Origin of the sequence: Microbulbifer sp. YPW1, from assembly GCF_013367775.1 — a bacterium.
In the GTDB taxonomy this organism is placed as follows: Bacteria; Pseudomonadota; Gammaproteobacteria; order Pseudomonadales; family Cellvibrionaceae; genus Microbulbifer.
Genome location: NZ_CP055157.1, coordinates 1098244 through 1117453, shown reverse-complemented (window position 1 = coordinate 1117453; position 19210 = coordinate 1098244). Strand labels below are relative to the sequence as shown.

The window sequence follows — 19210 nt, the reverse complement described above, 5'->3', positions numbered from 1 at the left end:
ATTCAGGCCTCTGCATTTTCGGCAGTGAAGTCGACCAGCAGGCTGCCGCCATCTACCAGTTCCCCGGCTGCGCACAGATACTGGTTGACGGTGCCGTCTTTGGGCGCGCGCAAGGTGTGTTCCATTTTCATGGCTTCCATCACCAGCAGGGGTTGATCTTTGCTCACGGTTTCTCCCGGCTCTGCGAGGAGGGCGACGATGGTGCCGTTCATGGGGGCTTCCAGGCCATGGCCTGCCTCGCTGGCTTCGCCGGTATCCGGCGGCAGTATGCGGAAGTCCACCTGTTCACCGCTGACAAATACGGTGCCCTCATTCTCCTGGGCCACGCTGGTGTAACTCACACGGCGTCCATCGAGGATGGCCACGCTGTGGCCGTGCGGGCAAACCACGTTGCCGCGCTGTGCATCCACAGCCGAGTCGCAGCGCCATTGCAGGTTTTCATCATTGCCGCAGAAATGTATTTCGATTTCACGACCGTGCACTTCGACTTTCTGGCTGCGCCACAGGGTGAGCCCGTTGCGCCAGTTGCTGCCGCTGTGCCAGGGCGAGAAGGGATCCGCCTTGGGTGCGCTGCGGTGTTGTGCGCGGGTTTCCCTGTGGTGCAGGAAGGCGGCGATGGCGGCACATTGCTGTGCGCGCAGTTGCTGTTCCTGCTGCAGGATTTCCTGCTCGTGGTCTTCGATAAAGTGAGTGGTCACACGGCCGTTTACAAAAGCGGTGTGATTGACCACCCGACGCAGGAATTCGATGTTGTGGCGCAGGCCGGCGATTTGGTATTGCTGCAGGGCGCGGTCGAGTTTGACCAGGGCTTCGCGACGATTGCGGCCGTGCACGATCAACTTGGAAATCATCGGGTCGTAGTGCACGCTGATTTCATCACCGGTCTGTACACCGGTATCCACGCGCACCGCGCTGTCTTCGCGCGGCGGTTGGTGACGCAGCAGCTTGCCGGTCGCGGGCAGGAAGTCGTTGTCCGGGTCTTCCGCATAAATCCGCACTTCAAACGCATGGCCGACGATATGCAGGTCATCTTGCTCAAGCGGTAGCGGTTCACCGGCGCCAACTGCGAGCTGCCAGGCGACGAGGTCCTGGCCGGTGATCATTTCTGTTACCGGATGCTCCACCTGAAGGCGGGTGTTCATTTCCATAAAGTAGAAGGCACCGCTGGCGTCGAGCAAAAATTCGACGGTGCCGGCACCGACATAGCCGATGGCGTGGGCGGCGCGCAGCGCAGCTTCGCCCATCTTTTTGCGGGTTTCGGCGGAGAGGCCGGGCGCCGGTGCTTCTTCTACGACTTTCTGGTGGCGGCGCTGTACCGAGCAGTCTCGCTCAAAAAGGTAGACGCCATTGCCCTGCTTGTCGCAGAACACCTGGATTTCCACGTGACGCGGGTTGACCACGTAACGCTCGATCAGCATGAGGTCGTCGCTGAAGGCGTTTTGCGCTTCGCGTTTGGCGGCGTCCAGCGCTGCGTGGAAGTCGTCGGCTTTGTCGACACGGCGCATACCTTTACCACCGCCCCCGGCGGCAGCTTTGAGCAGGACGGGGTAGCCGATGCGATTGGCGTGGCCTTCGAGAATGCCGGGATCCTGGTTGGTGCCGTGGTAGCCGGGTACCAGAGGTACATTGGCATCTTCCATGATCCGCTTGGCGGCGGATTTGGAGCCCATGGCTTCAATGGCTGCGGCGGGTGGACCGACAAAGATGATGCCGGCCTCTTCGCAGGCGCGACAGAAGTGGGCATTTTCAGACAGGAATCCGTAGCCGGGGTGGATGGCGTCGGCACCGGTCTGTTTGGCGGCGGCGAGGACCTTGTCGATGTCCAGGTAGGATTCCTTGGCCGGTGCAGGGCCGAGATGGACGGCTTCGTCGGCCTGCTGGACATGCAGGGCGTTGGCATCTGCGTCGGAATATACTGCAACGGTGGCGACGCCGAGGCGGCGCGCAGTGCGGATAATGCGACAGGCAATTTCGCCACGGTTGGCGATCAGCAGTTTGCGAATCATAGCTGGCTCTGTTTGGTGCTCTGTTCTGGTGCTGTGGCGCCCGGTCACCGAGTGTGGACTTTCAGGACCGCTGTGAATACATCCCTGTACGCTTCGTCGGCAACATCCCTGTTGCCGACGATCCTGAAAGTCCACACCCGGCGCCCGGCCTTCAATTTACATTTCGGCTCTTCGTAAGCGGTAGGTTGTAACCTTGTAGGATGAGCAAAGTGTGCCCACCTTCCGGAATTATTCGTCCCCGCTATTCATCCAACTGGGTGCGCGCTTTTCCAGAAACGCACTCAACCCTTCCTGTCCCTCTGGTGAAACCCGGACCGCCGCAATCAACGCACTGGTTTGCCCCTGCAGTTCTTCATTGATCACACGGTTGGACATGGACATGGCCAGTTGCTTGGCCATGGTCACCGCGTTGGGGCCATTGTCGGTAATGCTGTTCACCAGTGTCTGTACTGTTAAATCCAGCTCGCCTTCGTGAACGACTTCCGACACCAGGCCGATTTCTTGAGCCCGTTCCGCGGAGAATCGCTCGGCGGTGACAAAGTAGCGGCGCGCCTGGCGAGTGCCGATGGCGTTGATCACGTAAGGGCTGATGGTGGCCGGCAGCAGGCCGATTTTCACTTCGCTCAGGCAGAAGCTGGCGCGCTGGGAGGCGATAGCGATATCGCAGCAGCTCACCAGGCCCACCGCACCACCGAAAGCCGCACCCTGTACGCGGGCGATAGTAGGCGCGGGGAACTGGTCGAGTTTGTGCAGCATAGCGGCGAGGGCGGCGGCGTCCTGGCGGTTTTGCTCTTCGCTGTACTCGGCCATGCGCTTCATCCAGTTCAGGTCGGCGCCGGCGGAAAAGTTTTTGCCATTTGAAGCGAGTATCAGCGCACGGATGCCTCCGCTGCGAGCGAGGTTGTCGAAGGTTTCGCCGAGCTGGCGAATCAGGTCGTCGTCGAAGGCATTGTGAATTTCCGGGCGGTTTAGGGTAACCGTGGCAACGCCTTCGTTGTCGATTTCGCACAGCATTTTTTCGGTCATGGTGATTCCTTGAAATTGGCAATAGCTACGGAGTCGGTAAGGTTCTGATGCCGGTATTGGCTTGCTGGACCTTCAAAAACATGGATGTTTTTGCAGAGCCCCCAGGGATGGGTTCACGGCGTGTCCAGCAAGCCAATACCGGCAGCAGGACCCGCACCAAACTATCCCAATACTCAGATCTACATTCGAAAGACCCCGAACTTCGTTTCCTCTGGTTCTTTGTGAGTGGCCGCTGCCAGACACAGTCCCAGCACGGTGCGGGTATCTTTCGGATCGATCACACCGTCGTCCCACAAGCGCGCAGAGGCGTAGTAGGGGTGGCCCTGGTGTTCGTAGTCGTCGATGATCGGTTGCTTGAACTTGGCGATCTCTTCCTCGCTCCAGTCCTCGCCCTGTGCCGCCATCTGGTCTTTCTTCACCTGCGCCAGCACCCCGGCCGCCTGTTCGCCGCCCATCACGGAAATGCGCGCATTCGGCCACATAAACAGGAAGTTGGGATCGTAGGCGCGTCCGCACATACCGTAGTTGCCGGCACCGAAGGAACCGCCGATCAGGACGGTGAACTTGGGTACTTTTGCGGTGGCGACCGCGGTTACCATTTTCGCACCGTGCTTGGCGATACCGCCGGCTTCGTACTGTTTACCCACCATAAAACCGGTGATGTTTTGCAGGAATACCAGCGGAATATTGCGCTGTGCGCACAGCTCGATGAAGTGCGCACCTTTCTGTGCACTCTCGGCAAACAGGATGCCATTGTTGGCTACGATGCCCACCGGGTAACCGTGAATGCGGGCAAAGCCGGTCACCAGGGTGGTGCCGTACATCGCCTTGAATTCATCAAACTCGGAACCGTCCACCACCCGCGCGATAATCTCACGTACATCAAACGGCTGGCGGGAATCTTTGGGCACAATGCCGTAGATTTCTTCGGGTGGATAAATCGGCTCGACCGGCTTCTGGATATCCAGGCCCGGGTTCTTGATCCGATTCAGGCGCGCAACGGACTTGCGTGCCAACTCCAGCGCATGGGTATCGTTATTCGCAAAGTGGTCGGAAACACCGGACGTCTTGCAGTGCACTTCCGCGCCGCCGAGCTCCTCCGCCGAAACCTCTTCCCCGGTGGCCGCTTTTACCAGTGGAGGCCCCGCGAGGAAAATCGTCGCCTGCTCCTTCACCATAATGGACTCATCCGCCATCGCCGGCACATAGGCACCGCCGGCGGTACAGCTACCCATCACTACCGCGATCTGCGGAATATTCTTTGCGGACAGGTTGGCCTGGTTGAAGAATATGCGACCGAAATGCTCGCGATCCGGGAAGACATCATCCTGGCGTGGCAGGTTGGCACCGCCGGAATCCACCAGGTAGATACACGGCAAATTGTTCTGCTCCGCGATCGCCTGCGCGCGCAGGTGCTTTTTCACGGTTAGCGGGTAGTAGGTACCACCTTTCACTGTCGCATCATTGGCAACAATCACACAGGGCTGGCCGGCAACGGTGCCGATGCCGGTGAGAATCCCCGCCGCCGGCACGTCCTCGCCGTAAACGTCGTAAGCGGCCAGCTGGGAGAATTCCAGGAACGGACTGCCCGGATCGAGCAGCGCATCGATGCGGTCTCGCGGCAGTAACTTGCCACGGGACACGTGTTTCTCCCGCGCGCGCTCGCTGCCGCCTTTGGCGATGGTTTCCAGCTTTTCCCGCAGGTCATCGACAATCTTCTCCATCTGCTCGCGGTTTTCCGCAAACGCTGGATCTCGGGAGTTAATTTTGCTCTGAATCTGGTTCATAGAAAAAATTTGGTTGGTTAGAGCACAGAAATAAAATGCGCAGGCGCTGCTACTGGGATGGGTTCGCTGGACCTTCAAAAACAGGATGTTTTTGTAGAGCCCCCATGGATGGGTTCACGGCGTGTCCAGCGAACCCATCCCGGTAGCAGTGCCGCCCCGAAACTATCTACGAAGCTTAGCGAGTCTCGTTAAACAGCTCGCGACCAATCAGCATACGACGGATCTCGGAAGTACCCGCGCCGATTTCGTACAGCTTGGCATCGCGCAGCAGGCGGCCAGTGGCGTACTCATTGATATAGCCGTTGCCGCCCAGGGTCTGGATCGCCTGCAGTGCCATCTGGGTGGCACGCTCTGCGGTAAACAGAATCACCGCCGCGGAATCCTTACGGGAGTCCTCACCGCGATCACAGGCTTTCGCCACCGAGTACAGGTATGCGCGGCTCGCATTCAGATCCGCGTACATATCCGCAACCTTGCCCTGCATCAGCTGAAACTCGCCGATCGCCTTGCCAAACTGTTTGCGATCGTGAATATAAGGCACCACGATATCCATGCACGCCTGCATGATACCTACCGGGCCACCGGAAAGAATGGTGCGCTCGTAATCCAGACCGCTCATCAGCACGCGCACGCCGCCGTTCAGCTGGCCCAGAATATTCTCTTCCGGCACCTCGCAGTCCTCGAACACCAGCTCACAGGTGTTGGAACCGCGCATACCCAGCTTGTCCAGCTTCTGCGCCTGAGAGAAACCCTTGAAACCGCGCTCCACAATAAACGCCGTAATACCGCCAGAGCTGATACCCGGCTCGGTGCGCGCATAGATCACATAGGTGTGCGCATCCGGGCCGTTGGTGATCCACATCTTGTTGCCGTTCAGGATAAAGCGATCGCCCTTCTTCTCCGCTTTCAGCTGCAGGCTCACTACATCGGAGCCGGAATTGGGCTCACTCATCGCCAGCGCGCCGATATGCTCGCCGGAACACAGCTTAGGCAGATACTTCGCCTTCTGCTCAGGGGTACCGTTTTTGCGGATCTGGTTTACACACAGGTTGGAATGGGCGCCATAGGAGAGGCCGACCGATGCGGACGCGCGGGAAATCTCCTCCATCGCCACCGCGTGGGCCAGGTAACCCATATTGGAACCACCGTACTCCTCTTCCACGGTCATACCCAGCAGGCCCAGCTCACCGAACTTCTTCCACATATCGGCGGGAAAAAGGTTGTCCTCGTCGATCTGTGCCGCCCGCGGGGCCAGTTCCGCCTGGCAGAACTTGTAGACCATGTCCCGCAGCATATCGATGTCTTCGCCGAGGTCGAAATTGAGGGTTGGGTATGGAGTATTCATCGCGTGCTCCGCTTTGGATCCGTCAGAGTTATTTGTGAAATCAGGTTTGGTTCAGTCTGTTTGTTCTTTCAGCGCCGCCTGTGTGCGGGCGGTCGCATCGTCCAGCTGGGCGAGCATCTTCTCGATGTCCCGCTGCTGCTGTCGCAGCTGCTGGCGCTTGGCATCGATTCGGTCGAGGAGGCGATTGAGCTGGTCCACATTGCCGTGGGCCGGGTCGTACATATCGATGATTTCCCGGCTCTCATCCAGCGAGAAACCCAGACGCTTGCCCCGCAGGATTAGCTTCAGGCGCACCCGGTCTTCCGGCGTGTACACCCGGGTCTGCCCCCGCCGTTCCGGGCTGATCAGCCCCTTGTCTTCATAGAAGCGGATAGTCCGGGTGGTGATCCCGAATTCCTGGGCCAGCTCGGAAATGCTGTAGCTGTCGGCGATATTGCTCATTAGGCACGGGCGCTCATGGGATAGTCCTCAGATCTGCCCGAAGTCTAGTTGACGTTTACGTTAACGTAAACGTCAATCTGGGCCAAATCGTGACCGAAGGGGTGTTGCCAGTTCCGGGTGTCTGGGAAGATGGCGGGGCGGGCGGGGAGAAAATTTATGTAAGGTTCTGATTGCGCTGGGTACAGTACCAGGCATTACCCGCTTCCTGCGGCCCCAGAATACGGACAGAAGAGCATAGCTTGGACGCGCGCGAACAGATCTTTAACCAGTTAATCGAGGACTGCGGTGGTGGCATTGCGCGTCTGGCTAGCAGCTACGTGCGCAACCGGGCGGAGCGGGAAGACCTGGTGCAGGAAATATGGCTGGCCATCTGGCGGGCATTGCCGGCGTTCCGGGGGGAGTCGAGGCTGCGTACCTTTGTCTACCGGATCGCCCACAACCGCAGTGTCACCCAGCTCGCCCGCCGGCGAGATAGCCATGGCAGTGAGCTACTGGAAGAGCTGCAGGATGAACGTCCTGGCCCGGAAGCGCAGCTGCAGCAAAACCGGGATGCCGAGCGGCTGGTGCGCGCAGTGTCCCTGCTGCCCCTGGGAATGCGTCAGGTACTTACATTGCGTTTCGAGGGCCTGAGTTACAGCGAAATTTCCGAAGTGCTGGGTATCAGTGAGTCCAATGTCGCGGTGCGCCTGAATCGCGCCCGCGAGCGCTTGAACACAAAACTGGGTAATGCGGTGTGATGAGCATGAGCAACGAAAATAACGGTAAGTCCAAAGTGGGCCGCCACGGTGACGACGGGCTACAGGAGCTGGCGAATATCTGGCAGCAGGCCCCTTGCGAGATGCCGGTGCCTAATGCCATCCGCGAAAATATCCGGCGACAAGAACGACGTATACGTATGACTGCCCTGCTCGAATGGGCCGGTTCAATTGCGGTGGGCATCGGCGGTGTTTACCTGACATTGGCCAGCGAGATGCGAGATGCTCCCTGGCGCGCGCTGTTGGTACTGGTATTGCTGACCTGGGCCATGGCATTTTCCGTATCCAATCGCCGGGGAGTGTGGGATCCACTGGAGGAGTCCACCCGTGGCTATCTGGACCTTGCGCGGCTGAGACTCGAGCGCAAACGACGCATGCTGCGCTTTACCTGGATTCTGTTGATTGTGGAACTGGGTATTTTTGCAGTCTGGCAGGGGGTGTCATATTTCGGATGGCTGGAGCCCATCTTTACGAAAGACATCGGGTTTGTCATCGGATGGCTTCTCACATTTACAGTAGGCTTGGGCATCTGGAGCGTGTGGTATTCGCGTCGCATAAAAAAGAGCGAGATACAGATCGATACGTGGCAGCAAGAAAATTTCGAAACGACGAAGAATAAATTGTAAGAAATTGGATTTCGCCGGTACTACAGAAGTGTCGATCGAATATTCAATGAAAAATCAAATCAATGGAAGGAATTCTTATTATGCTGTCAAATCTTGAAGAAAAATTTTCGGGTTTCCTCGATCTGTTTGCACAAATGGATACGCTTCAGGCCGTCATTTTCGTTGTATTCTTTTTTGCCGTGTGGTTTTTGCCTAGTGTGATTGCGGTTTTTTTCAATCGCGCGCATCTAGGAAAAATTTTTCTCGCCAATGTGCCAGCGGGGCTCTCGTGGATTGCCTGGGTGGCGCTGCTGGTGTGGGCCTCCACCGGGAAGATGAGTGGGAGGCTGGCAGAAAAGTACGGCGCTGCTTCCGCGCAGAAAATGGTAAAAGCCGAAAGCTAATTGGTGGGGGGATAGCTGTTGAACCCACCTTCGCCCAGCGTATTCAACGGGCTGAGCGAAGGCGGTTCATCGGGGATTTACTGATTGCTGGGCAGCATTTCTACCGCCAGGTACTCACGGTAGTAAGCACTGGCCAGGAGTTGCTTGGCTTCCTCGATATCCGGTGCGAAGTAGCGGTCCTTGTCGTAGAAGGAGACGCGCTCGCGCAGGGCGGCCTTGGCGTTTTCCAACTTTTCGGTGGTCTTTAGCGGCGCGCGGAAGTCCAGACCCTGGCAGGCGGCCAGCAGTTCCACCGCGAGAATGCCACAGGTGTTGTCCGCCATGTCGCGCAGGCGGCGACCGGCGAAGGTGGCCATTGAGACGTGGTCTTCCTGGTTCGCAGAGGTGGGCAGGGAGTCGACGCTCGCCGGGTGGGCGAAGGTCTTGTTCTCGCTGGCCAGTGCCGCAGAGGTCACCTGCGCGATCATAAAGCCGGAGTTCACCCCGCCGTTGTCCACCAGGAAGGGCGGTAGGCCGGACAGGTTGGAGTCGATCAGCAGCGCCATGCGGCGCTCGGACAGGGAGCCGATTTCCGCAATCGCCAAGGCCAGGTTATCGGCCACCATCGCCACCGGTTCCGCGTGGAAGTTACCACCGGAGATGATGTCGGAGTTTTCCGGGTTTTCCACATCGGTAAACACCAGCGGGTTATCGGAAACACCGTTGGCTTCCGCCAGCAGGATTTCGGCGGCGAAGCGGATCTGCTGCAGGCAGGCGCCCATCACCTGGGGCTGGCAGCGCAGGGAGTAGGGGTCCTGTACCTTTTCGCAGTCCTCGTGGGATGCGCCAATTTCACTCTGTTCACCCAGCAGGTCGCGGTAGCTCGCGGCCACATCGCGCTGCGCCTGCTGGCCGCGCACCATGTGGATACGGTCGTCGAACGGACGGCGTGAGCCCTTGGCCGCTTCCAGGGTCAGCGCGCCGGTTACTACCGCACCGGCGAACATGTCTTCCGCAGAGAAGAGGCCCTGCAGGGCAAAAGCGGTGGAGGCCTGGGTGCCGTTCAGCAGCGCGAGGCCTTCCTTCGGTGCCAGTACTACCGGGCGCATTTCCGCAAAGCGCAGGCCTTCAGACGCGGGCTTGCGTTCGCCGTTGATAAAGCATTCGCCTTCGCCCAGCAGTACCACGCTCATATGCGCGAGCGGTGCCAGGTCGCCGGAGGCGCCCACGGAGCCTTTTTCCGGAATCGCGGGATACACACCCGCGTTGACCAGTTTGATCAGCGCTTCGATCACTTCCAGGCGGATGCCGGAAAAACCGCGGGCCAGGGAGTTGATCTTCAGCACCATCAACAGGCGTACGGTGTCTTCACTCATGAAGTTGCCGGTGCCGGCCGCATGGGACAGGACGATGGCGCGCTGCAGGGTTTCCAGATCTTCCTTCTTGATGCTGGTGTTTGCCAGCAGGCCGAAGCCGGTGTTAATACCGTATACGGTGCGGCCCTGTTCCAGTACATCGGCGACGGTTTTGGCCGACGCATTGATGGCCGCATGGGCGTCTTTGTTCAGGCTCAGTTTTACCGGCTCGCGGGCGACGCGGCGCAGTTGTTCCAGGCTCAGTTGCCCCGGGGTGATTTCCAGTTGGTACATAATTTTTTCACCGAAACTATTTTTTACATACGCCATGCCGCGAGGGCATGGCGAATTTAAAGCGTTGAATCAATCCTTGAGCATCGGCAGATCGAGGCCTTGCTCTTTTGCACATTTCTTGGCGATGTCGTAGCCCGCATCCGCATGGCGCATCACACCGGTAGCCGGGTCGTTCCACAGCACGCGCTCGATGCGCTTTTTCGCCGCTTCGGTGCCGTCACACACAATCACTACACCAGAGTGCTGGGAGAAGCCCATGCCCACGCCGCCGCCGTGGTGTAGGGACACCCAGGTGGCGCCAGAGGCGGTGTTCAACAGCGCGTTCAGTAGCGGCCAGTCAGAGACCGCATCGGAACCGTCCATCATGGACTCGGTTTCGCGGTTGGGGCTGGCCACGGAGCCGGAGTCGAGGTGGTCGCGGCCGATCACCACCGGCGCTTCCAGTTCGCCGTTGGCGACCATCTCGTTGAACGCCAGCGCCAGGCGCGCGCGGTCTTTCAGGCCGACCCAGCAGATACGCGCGGGCAGGCCCTGGAACTGGATGCGCTCGCGGGCCATATCCAGCCAGTTGTGCAGCTGCGGATTGTCCGGGATCAGCTCTTTTACCTTGGCGTCGGTTTTGTAGATGTCTTCCGGGTTGCCGCTCAGGGCCGCCCAGCGGAAGGGACCAATGCCTTCGCAGAACAGCGGGCGGATGTACGCGGGAACAAAACCGGGGAAATCAAACGCGTTTTTGACGCCTTCTTCGAACGCCATCTGGCGGATATTGTTGCCGTAGTCGAGGGTGGCGGCACCGCGCTCCTGCAGCGTGAGCATGGCCTGCACCTGAATCGCCATGGATTTCTTGGCTTCCTTCACCACCAGGGCTTCGTCGGCTTTGCGCATTTCGGCCGCCTGTTCCATGGTCCAGCCTTTTGGCAGGTAGCCGTTCAGCGGGTCGTGGGCGGAGGTCTGGTCGGTAACGCAGTCGGGCAGGATGCCGCGCTCGACAATTTCCGGGAAGACGTCGGCGGCGTTGCCGAGCAGGCCGACGGAGATGGCCTCACCCTTTTCCATCGCGTCGTTGATCATCGCCAGGGCTTCGTCGAGGCTGGTGGCTTTTTTGTCCACGTAGCCGGTGCGCAGGCGGAAGTCGATGCGGGTTTCATCGCACTCGACGGCGATCATGCAGAAGCCGGCCATGGTGGCGGCGAGAGGCTGGGCGCCGCCCATGCCGCCGAGGCCGCCGGTGAGTACCCATTTGCCCTTGGCTTCGCCATCAAAATGTTTGCGCGCGACCGCGGCAAAGGTTTCGTAGGTGCCCTGGACGATGCCCTGGGAGCCGATGTAGATCCAGGAGCCGGCGGTCATCTGGCCGTACATGGCCAGGCCTTTTTTATCCAGCTCGTTGAAGTGTTCCCAGTTGGCCCAGTGCGGGACGAGGTTGGAGTTTGCGATAAGTACGCGGGGTGCGTCGGCGTGGGTTTTGAAGACGCCGACGGGTTTGCCGGATTGGACCAATAAGGTTTCGTCGTCTTCCAAGCGCTGCAGGACTTCGACGATTTTGTCGTAGCACTCCCAGTCGCGCGCGGCGCGGCCGATACCACCGTATACAACAAGGTCTTCCGGACGTTCGGCGACGTCGGGATGCAGGTTGTTCATCAGCATGCGCAGGGGCGCTTCGGTGAGCCAGCTCTTTGCGTTGAGCTTGGTACCGGTGGGGGCGGCAATTTTACGGCTGGGATCGTGGCGTTTATCGGTCATGGTTGCCTCGTCTTTTTTCCAAATTCTTGGTTTGAAATTACGTTCTGTGGGTTTTTGGCCCGGAGTCTTAAAACGGGTTTTGCTGCGGCGGAGCGCCGGGTAGAGGTTTTCAGGACCACTGTGAATACATCCCTGTACGCTTCGTCGGCAACTTCCCTGTTGCCGACGATCCTGAAAACCTCTACCCGGCGCTCCGCCTTCAATTCAAATTTCTGTACTTCGTAGCGCTCGGAGTTGTTTTAAAACCTCAGTTGCGCACCCAGCCGGTATCTATTTCCCGGATGCACCAGTCGCGCGAAGCTGACGGTGCCCGCGCTGCTTTTAGTGCGTCGCCAGATCTGCAGGCAGGCGGTGCCAGGCTGGATCTCCAGCGCACGTGCGACAGTCTCGTCTGCGCCAATGGCCTCAACCGTGGTATCCACTTCCGTCAGTGGCGCTACGTGGGTCAGGTATTCGTTGGGTGTGGCCGCGCTGAAGTCCTGGTGCAGGTAGTCCGGCACCAGTGTGGGGTTGGTATAGCGTTCCTCGAACTGGATCGGCAGATCGTTATCCAGGTGCACGATGATGGAGTGGTATACCGCGGCGCCTTCGGCAAGGCCGAGGGCGACGGCGACTTCGGTACTGGCGGTTGTCTGTTCGAGTTTGAGAATGCGGTTGGCGTAGCTATGACCGCGCGCGGCAATTTCGTCGGCTATGTTGCGTACTTCCAGCAGGGAGCCTGCCGGTACCGGTTCGGCGACGAAGGTGCCGAGGCCCTGGGAGCGGATGAGTACGCCTTCGTCGGTAAGCTCTGACAAGGCCCGGCGGGCGGTCATGCGGCTGACGCTGAAGTCCTGGGAGAGCTGGTTTTCCGAAGGCACGCGGAAGTGGGCGGGCCATTCGCCGGATTCGATCTGGGCGCGGATATGGGCCTTGATCGCGGCGTAGCGCGGCTGGCTGCCGGTATCCGTGGTGGTGGCGGGACTCTGACTACTCATACTTGTGTGCTCTTCGCCTGCTCGGGTAAAGTGCTTATCAGGTTGTACATTCTTGTATATACAAGTCTGTGTATGGGGCAACTATGGATTTGATGGGGATTTCTGTCAATAGTGAGAATCTGCGCCAAATCACCCCAACAGGGCTATCGTTACAAATAACGCCAATTCAGTGAGCGACTATGACTGAACGCTGTGATCTGCTGATTACCAATATCAACGCGGCCACCATGGACCCGGCAATGCCCGGTGCCTATGGTGCGGTGGAGGATGCCGCGGTGGCGGTGACCGGCAACAAGATTGTCTGGATCGGCCCGCGCCGCGAGCTGCCCGATGCGATTGCGGACACCGTGATCGATGGGGAAGGGCAGTGGCTGACGCCCGGGTTGATTGATTGCCACACCCACCTTGTGTACGGCGGCCACCGCGCCGGTGAGTTCGCCCGTCGCCTCGGTGGCGAGAGTTACGAGGAGGTTGCCCGTTCCGGGGGCGGTATCCTGTCCACCGTGCGCGCAACCCGCGGTGCTACCGCCGACGAGCTCTACCGGGACGCGGAACCGCGCCTGCGCGCCCTGCTCGCGGAGGGTGTCACCACCATTGAAATCAAATCCGGTTACGGCCTGGAGCTGGATACCGAGCTAAAGCAACTGCGGGTGGCCCGTCGCCTGGCTCAGCACTACCCGGTGAATATCCTCACCACCTGCCTCGCCGCCCACGCCCTGCCGCCGGAGTACGACGGCCGCGCCGACGACTATATCGATCTGGTGTGCAACGAAATTCTGCCCGCGGTCGCCAAGGAACAGCTGGCGGATGCGGTGGATATGTTCTGTGAAACCATCGCCTTCTCTGTGGAGCAGTGTCAGAAAGTGATCGCCGCCGCGCAAAAACTCGATCTGCCGGTAAAGGTCCACGCAGAACAGCTCGCCGCCACCGGTGCCACCCGTATGGCTGCCCGCGCCGGCGCCCTGTCGGTGGAGCATATTGAATATATTACCGACGAAGATGTAGCGGCCATGGCCGAGAGCGGTACCGCTGCGGTACTGCTGCCGGGTGCCTTCTATTCCCTGAAGGAAACCCGCGTTCCGCCTGTGGATAAACTCCGTGCTGCGGGAATACCCATGGCCATTTCCACGGATCTCAACCCTGGCAGCTGTCCCATAGCATCACTGCGACTGATGATGAATATGAGTTGTAACCTGTTTGGTCTCACCCCCGCCGAAGCCCTGGCCGGTGTCACCCGCGCCGCGGCACGCGCCCTGGGTGTGTGTTGTTCCCGCGGTGTGTTGCGCGCCGGGCTGCGTGCGGATATGGCACTGTGGCCGATGGAGACGCCGGACCAGCTCGCCTACGAGGTGGGGGCACTGAAACCCGCAGATATTTTTGTTGGGGGGCAACATGTTACAGCTGGCTGATATGCGCCTGTGGAGCGGGCGAGTAGACAGTGAAGACGGCAAGGCCGGAAAGCGCTGGCACCAGGATATCGTCCCGCTGCACCTGGACAGCCCGCCCGGCTTGGCCATTCTAGGTTTCGCCAGCGATGAGGGTGTGCGCCGCAACAAGGGGCGCATCGGCGCCGCCAAGGGCCCGCGGATCCTGCGCCTGGCGCTGGCGAACCTGCCCAAGACCTTTGCCGCACCGCTGTACGATGCCGGCAATGTGCGGGTGGAAAAAGACGACCTGGAATCCGGTCAGTCCATGCTCGGCGCACGGATTACCGACCTGATGACCGGCGGGCATTTCCCGCTGGTACTGGGGGGCGGCCACGAGATTGCCTTCGGCAGTTATCAGGGCATCGCCCGCTGGATGCGCGAGCAGCACCGCGACAAGACCCTTGGCATCATCAACTTCGATGCGCACCTGGATCTGCGCCTGCCGGCACCGAAAGGCTCTTCCGGCACGCCCTTTTTCCAGATCGCGGAGCAGTGCGACGTCAACGGCCGGCCATTCAATTACCTGTGCGTGGGGGCTGCAGCCACCGCCAATACCCCGGCGCTATACAACCGCGCGGAAGAGTTGGGGGCGCAGGTGATTTCCGATCGTGAAATCGTGCCCTGGCGTCTCGAGCTGGTGCAGAAGCAGATCGCCGACTTTATCGAGCGGGTGGACTTCGTTTACCTGACCATCGACCTGGATGTATTTCCCGCCGCGGTAATGCCCGCGGTGAGCGCGCCCGCCGGGCGTGGTGTGGCGTTTGAACTGTTCGAACCGCTGCTGGACACGGTGCTGGAATCGAAAAAGGTGTGTTTGGCGGACATTGCCGAGTTCAACCCCTATTTCGATATCGAGGACCACGCCGCGCGCACCGCAGCGCGGGTTATCTTCCAGATTGCCAACGGCATCAAGGGGTAATCAGGGCTTTGCGATGTGTCGCGCTCAGCGCTCCGGTGCGGCGCGTCGCTGGCTGGGCTGTTCCACCGGGGGGATCCTTGGTGGGCGCCGCGCCTCCAGGTAACGCTTGATATAGGGCTTGTGGGTGTAGATCACATCGTCCGGGAGCATATGCAGCTCGAAGAACCGGTAGCCGTAGATTTCGCCGTCGCGGATGGCCACCTGCTTGTCCTTGAGGCGCCCGCGGATAGCGATGTTGATGATCCCCGAGCGCGGTACCTTGTCGACCTCCAGTACCTCGAAGTCATCGATCCTGATGTCCAGTTCCTCGCGCAGCTCTCGCCGCGCCGATTCCTCGAACGATTCGTTGCGCTCTACCCAGCCGCCGGGTAGCGCCCACTTGTCCTGGTAGGAGTGGCGCACCAGCAGCAACTGATTGTTGCGCTCCACGAAGTACACCATGCCCACCACGAATTTATCGGTCAGCGCATAGGATATGTTCCAGCGGATTTTGGGTGGCAGCTTGCGGTAGACCTCGTATTTGAGCCCGGGAAATACGACAAATAGCAGTGCTACCAGCGCGCCTGCGGCGAACAGCGTGAGAATGGCTTTTGTCAGAAATGATCGCATCGTCCCAGAACTGCTTTCACTGCTTATAGGGTAGGGCTTGTTTAGGTTGTCGCAAGTTTACCTGCCTAAAGTGTATCCGAGGCGTGGCGGGGCTTTCGAGTACTCTTTTCGTTGGTGGGGGGTGTTTAGAGCTATATTGCACTAACCGCACCATTTACAGTCAGACAAATACAATAAACAACAGTTTCACAGGGAAGTCTCGATGCTGCCACCTTTTGTCGTTATTCGCTCCAGCGCGAGCATGCTGTGCCGGATGTCCATGTTGGCGGGCGTTTGGTTTTGTCTGGTGGGCGCGGCACAGGGGCAAACGGTGAGCCCTGAGCAGCTGGAGGCTGTGGTGATTGAGGCTATCCAGCCGCTGGTGGAGAAACACCGCGTGCCCGGTATGGCGTTGGCACTGACCATCGACGGTGAGCCCTATTTCTTCAATCTCGGGGAGACCGCGCTGGAGGGGGGCGAGCCGGTTACCGAGCACACCCTGTTTGAAATCGGTTCGGTTAGTAAAACCTTTACCGCGACCCTGGCGGCCTATGCCGAAGCGAAGGGCGCGCTGGACTTCAGCAAACCGGTGAGCGCCTACCTGCCACCGCTGCGAGGCAGTGCGATGGATTCGATCTCCGTACTCAATCTCGCCACCCATACCGCCGGGCATTTCCCCCTGCAGTTACCTTCGGAAGTGCACAGCGAAGCGCAGTTGCTCGAGTATTTCCGCAACTGGCAGCCGCAGTACACACCCGGCAGCAAGCGTACCTATGCAAACCCCGGCAGCGGGTTGCTCGGCCTGGTCGCGGCGCGCAGCTTGAACCAGCCATTTGCGAAAGCGATGCAGGATTCTGTGTTTCGCGGACTGGGTCTGTCGGATACATATGTGGAAGTGCCGCAGGAAAAAATGGCCCACTACGCCGAGGGGCACAATCGCAACCATCAGCCGGTGCGAGTGAATATCGGTTTGCTGGGAGAGGAAGCGTACGGTGTGCGTTCCAGCGCGGCGGACCTCACACGGTTCCTGGCCGCACAGATGGCGCTGGTAAAAGTGGGGCCGGAAATACAGCGGGCCCTGCAGGCAACCCGGCAGGGTTATTTCCGCACGGATTACTATGTGCAGGATATGGTGTGGGAACAGTACAGCCTGCCACTGGAGAAGAATCGCCTGCTGGCCGGAAATTCCCGCAAAATGATCAGCGAAGATCACCCGGTGGTCACCGTCATCCCACCGCTGTCGCCGCAACAGAATGTGCTGATCAACAAAACCGGCTCTACCGGCGGATTCTCGACCTACGTGGCGTTTATTCCGGAGAAAAAATTTGGCTTTGTGCTGCTGGCCAACAAATATTTTCCCAATGAAGATCGCATAGACATGCTTTACCAAATCCTGCAGGCGGTACTGCCGGAGGTCACGGGGGGCAGTGAAACGGGCGCTGTCGATACCGATTCCGGGAGCCCGTGACTGCCTGGTGGCGGCCCATTCTGGGGAACCTTGTACGATTGACCAATAATTGGCCATTGTATAGGGTGCCAAGCGGGTGTGCCCTGCACATCCGTACCTATCTTCCCGTGTGAGGCAGTCAACATGGTATCCAGCACCGTTGCTGGCAAGGAAAGCCCTGGAAAAACATCGCGCACGACTTCGGCACCGGACAAAAAAGCCGAGAAGCGCGAAATCGCCAAGACAAAGATCCTCAATGCCACCCTCGATATTATCGCCCGCGAGGGGCTGGCGGCGCTGTCTCACCGTTCCATCGCCAGTGTGGCCGGCGTTCAGCTGGCCATGACCACCTATTATTTCGGCACCATCGACAATATTCTGGTGGCCGCCTTCCGCCAGTTCCGCGCGAATATGGAGCCGGTGATTAAAGGGCTCGCGCAGCAACTTGAAGAATTGCTGGCCAGCTCCGCAGTGGCCGATGGAAGCCTGGCATCCAGGCAGTCCTATGCCGACGCATTTGCCAGTGAACTAGAGCAGTACATCGATATCCACTCAAGCGAGCGGGTGAACCTGCTCCGCATCGAGTGCCAGTACCTGTTTGAGCAGCACCCATCGCAAGCACTTACCGAGGAGATCCAGGAGTACACCGATTGGGTGACATCCCTGGCTCTGCGCTTCGTGTCTCCCCTGGGTGGTGAAAACCCGCGAATGGATGCCCACATGCTGCTGTGGACGGTGCAGTACCTGGAGTTCTCTACGGTGACCAGCGTGACCATCAAGGGCGCATCAAACGGCGATGTGCTGCGGCGTCTGCTGCGTGGATTCTGTGTTTGAGAGGATTCCCCTTCCAGCAGGAAGTCTGAGGTAATGGCCAAGCGGGCGCGGCACCCGTTCAATGGATTCCCTGAGTTGAGCCGGGGGACCCATGCGAGATTTCACTTTTTCCACCACCAGAACCATCGTTTGTGAGGCCGGCGCGGCAGACCGCCTGGCCGAGCACTGCCGTGCAGCCGGTGCCGGGCGGGTGCTGCTGGTCACCGACAATGGCATCCTGAACGCCGGCCTGCTGGACAGCGTATTGCCGGGATTCGACAGCGCTGACCTGCGCCTGGGGATTTTTGATCGGGTAGAAGCCGACCCCAAAAGTGCCACCGTGGAAGCGGCAGCTCAGGCCGCCCGCGCGCTGGGCGCAGAAATGATCGTGGGTTTTGGCGGCGGCAGCTCCATGGATGTGGCCAAGCTGGTCGCGGTGCTGGCGCACGGAGATTGCCGGCAATCCCTGGAAGAGCTCTATGGAGTGGGCAATGTGCAGGGACCGCGTTTGCCCCTGCTACAGGTGCCCACTACTGCGGGCACCGGCTCTGAAGTTACGCCCATTGCCATTGTCACCACCGGTGAAACCACCAAGGCCGGCATTGTCTCCCCGCACCTGCAGCCGGACACCGCGCTACTCGATGCCAGACTTACCCTCGGCCTGCCCGCCCATGTGACTGCCGCCACCGGCATCGACGCCATGGTGCATGCGATTGAGGCCTACACCACCGCCCACAAGAAGAATCCGATATCGGATATGCTGGCCCGCGAGGCGCTGAGCCTACTGGCCACCAATATCGCCACTGCCACCCATCGCGGATTCGATCTGGAGGCCCGCGGCAAGATGCTGCTGGGGGCGCTGTATGCCGGCCAGGCATTCGCCAATGCGCCGGTGGCCGCCGTACACGCGCTGGCATATCCTCTCGGCGGGCGTTTCCATATTCCCCACGGCCTCAGTAATTCCCTGGTATTGCCCCATGTTCTGCGCTTCAACGCGCCGGCGGCGGCCGAACTTTATGCGCAGCTGGCGCAGACCATCATGGGGGTGGAATGCCCCAGCGGGAGCGCTCAGGACAAAACCGAAGCGCTGATCTGCTGGCTGGAAAACCTGATCGCGGAATTGGGACTGCCCACTAAATTGCGGGATTGCGGTGTTACCGAAGACAGCCTGGCACAACTCGCCGCCGATGCGATGGAGCAGCAGCGATTGCTGGTAAACAATCCCCGCGCGGTCACCGAGCAGGATGCACTGGCGATCTACCGGGCAGCGTTTTAACAATCACAGCCCACCGCAAGCAG

General features: G+C 59.6%; 17 protein-coding genes. 8 read left to right on the top strand and 9 right to left on the bottom strand.

The features are described 5' to 3' along the window. Window positions 1–2 precede the first annotated feature (2 nt). The 5 genes from HUW35_RS04760 to HUW35_RS04740 form a co-directional block, all read right to left on the bottom strand. Window positions 3–2006 carry an acetyl/propionyl/methylcrotonyl-CoA carboxylase subunit alpha gene (locus tag HUW35_RS04760; protein WP_181254484.1) on the bottom strand — a complete coding sequence of 668 codons (2004 nt, stop codon included), beginning with the start codon at window positions 2004–2006 and terminating at the stop codon, window positions 3–5. Between the two features lie 228 nt (window positions 2007–2234). Beyond that, window positions 2235–3032, bottom strand: coding sequence for an enoyl-CoA hydratase/isomerase family protein (locus HUW35_RS04755; protein ID WP_181254483.1), 798 nt, complete (start codon window positions 3030–3032; stop codon window positions 2235–2237). A gap of 179 nt (window positions 3033–3211) precedes the next feature. After that, entirely contained in the window at window positions 3212–4819 is a 1608-nt protein-coding gene (locus HUW35_RS04750; protein WP_181254482.1) for a carboxyl transferase domain-containing protein, read from the bottom strand. Between the two features lie 175 nt (window positions 4820–4994). Then, a complete protein-coding gene (locus HUW35_RS04745) occupies window positions 4995–6164 on the bottom strand; it encodes an isovaleryl-CoA dehydrogenase (protein WP_181254481.1) in 1170 nt (389 codons plus the stop codon). A gap of 51 nt (window positions 6165–6215) precedes the next feature. Continuing rightward, a complete protein-coding gene (locus tag HUW35_RS04740; RefSeq protein ID WP_181254480.1) occupies window positions 6216–6605 on the bottom strand; it encodes a MerR family DNA-binding transcriptional regulator in 390 nt (129 codons plus the stop codon). 239 nt (window positions 6606–6844) lie between these two features. On the opposite strand from HUW35_RS04740, the gene HUW35_RS04735 reads away from it, so the two are divergent. From HUW35_RS04735 to HUW35_RS04725, 3 genes are all read left to right on the top strand, one after another. Next, on the top strand, window positions 6845–7342 hold the full coding sequence (locus HUW35_RS04735) for an RNA polymerase sigma factor (protein WP_181254479.1): 498 nt from the start codon (window positions 6845–6847) through the stop codon (window positions 7340–7342). 5 nt (window positions 7343–7347) lie between these two features. Continuing rightward, a complete protein-coding gene (locus tag HUW35_RS04730; protein ID WP_181254478.1) occupies window positions 7348–7986 on the top strand; it encodes a hypothetical protein in 639 nt (212 codons plus the stop codon). A gap of 62 nt (window positions 7987–8048) precedes the next feature. After that, a complete protein-coding gene (locus HUW35_RS04725) occupies window positions 8049–8369 on the top strand; it encodes a superinfection immunity protein (protein WP_255463499.1) in 321 nt (106 codons plus the stop codon). Between the two features lie 77 nt (window positions 8370–8446). On the opposite strand, the gene hutH is transcribed toward HUW35_RS04725, so the two are convergent. From hutH to hutC, 3 genes are all read right to left on the bottom strand, one after another. After that, the gene (gene hutH, locus HUW35_RS04720) at window positions 8447–9997 is read right to left on the bottom strand and encodes a histidine ammonia-lyase (RefSeq protein WP_181254477.1); all 1551 of its coding nucleotides are present in this window, start codon (window positions 9995–9997) and stop codon (window positions 8447–8449) included. Between the two features lie 69 nt (window positions 9998–10066). Beyond that, entirely contained in the window at window positions 10067–11740 is a 1674-nt protein-coding gene (gene hutU, locus HUW35_RS04715; protein ID WP_181254476.1) for a urocanate hydratase, read from the bottom strand. Window positions 11741–11979: 239 nt separating this feature from the next. Then, window positions 11980–12717 (bottom strand): histidine utilization repressor, encoded by a 738-nt coding sequence (gene hutC, locus HUW35_RS04710; RefSeq protein ID WP_181254475.1) that lies wholly within the window; start codon window positions 12715–12717, stop codon window positions 11980–11982. A 179-nt stretch (window positions 12718–12896) separates the two neighbouring features. On the opposite strand from hutC, the gene hutI reads away from it, so the two are divergent. Both hutI and hutG read left to right on the top strand, forming a co-directional pair. Further along, window positions 12897–14126 carry an imidazolonepropionase gene (hutI, locus tag HUW35_RS04705; protein WP_181254474.1) on the top strand — a complete coding sequence of 410 codons (1230 nt, stop codon included), beginning with the start codon at window positions 12897–12899 and terminating at the stop codon, window positions 14124–14126. Continuing rightward, window positions 14110–15063 carry a formimidoylglutamase gene (gene hutG / locus HUW35_RS04700; RefSeq protein ID WP_181254473.1) on the top strand — a complete coding sequence of 318 codons (954 nt, stop codon included), beginning with the start codon at window positions 14110–14112 and terminating at the stop codon, window positions 15061–15063. The genes hutI and hutG overlap by 17 nt, the downstream gene beginning before the upstream one ends. Before the next feature lie 24 nt (window positions 15064–15087). Here hutG and HUW35_RS04695 read toward each other — a convergent pair whose 3' ends face one another. Further along, window positions 15088–15672 (bottom strand): NUDIX hydrolase, encoded by a 585-nt coding sequence (locus HUW35_RS04695; protein ID WP_181254472.1) that lies wholly within the window; start codon window positions 15670–15672, stop codon window positions 15088–15090. A 202-nt stretch (window positions 15673–15874) separates the two neighbouring features. Between HUW35_RS04695 and ampC the strand changes: the two genes are divergently transcribed. From ampC to HUW35_RS04680, 3 genes are all read left to right on the top strand, one after another. Then, entirely contained in the window at window positions 15875–17119 is a 1245-nt protein-coding gene (gene ampC, locus HUW35_RS04690) for a class C beta-lactamase (protein WP_181254471.1), read from the top strand. A gap of 123 nt (window positions 17120–17242) precedes the next feature. Further along, the gene (locus HUW35_RS04685; RefSeq protein ID WP_181254470.1) at window positions 17243–17932 is read left to right on the top strand and encodes a TetR/AcrR family transcriptional regulator; all 690 of its coding nucleotides are present in this window, start codon (window positions 17243–17245) and stop codon (window positions 17930–17932) included. Window positions 17933–18023: 91 nt separating this feature from the next. After that, complete coding sequence (locus HUW35_RS04680) at window positions 18024–19187, top strand: iron-containing alcohol dehydrogenase (protein ID WP_181254469.1); 1164 nt, start codon at window positions 18024–18026, stop codon at window positions 19185–19187. Window positions 19188–19210: the final 23 nt, after the last annotated feature.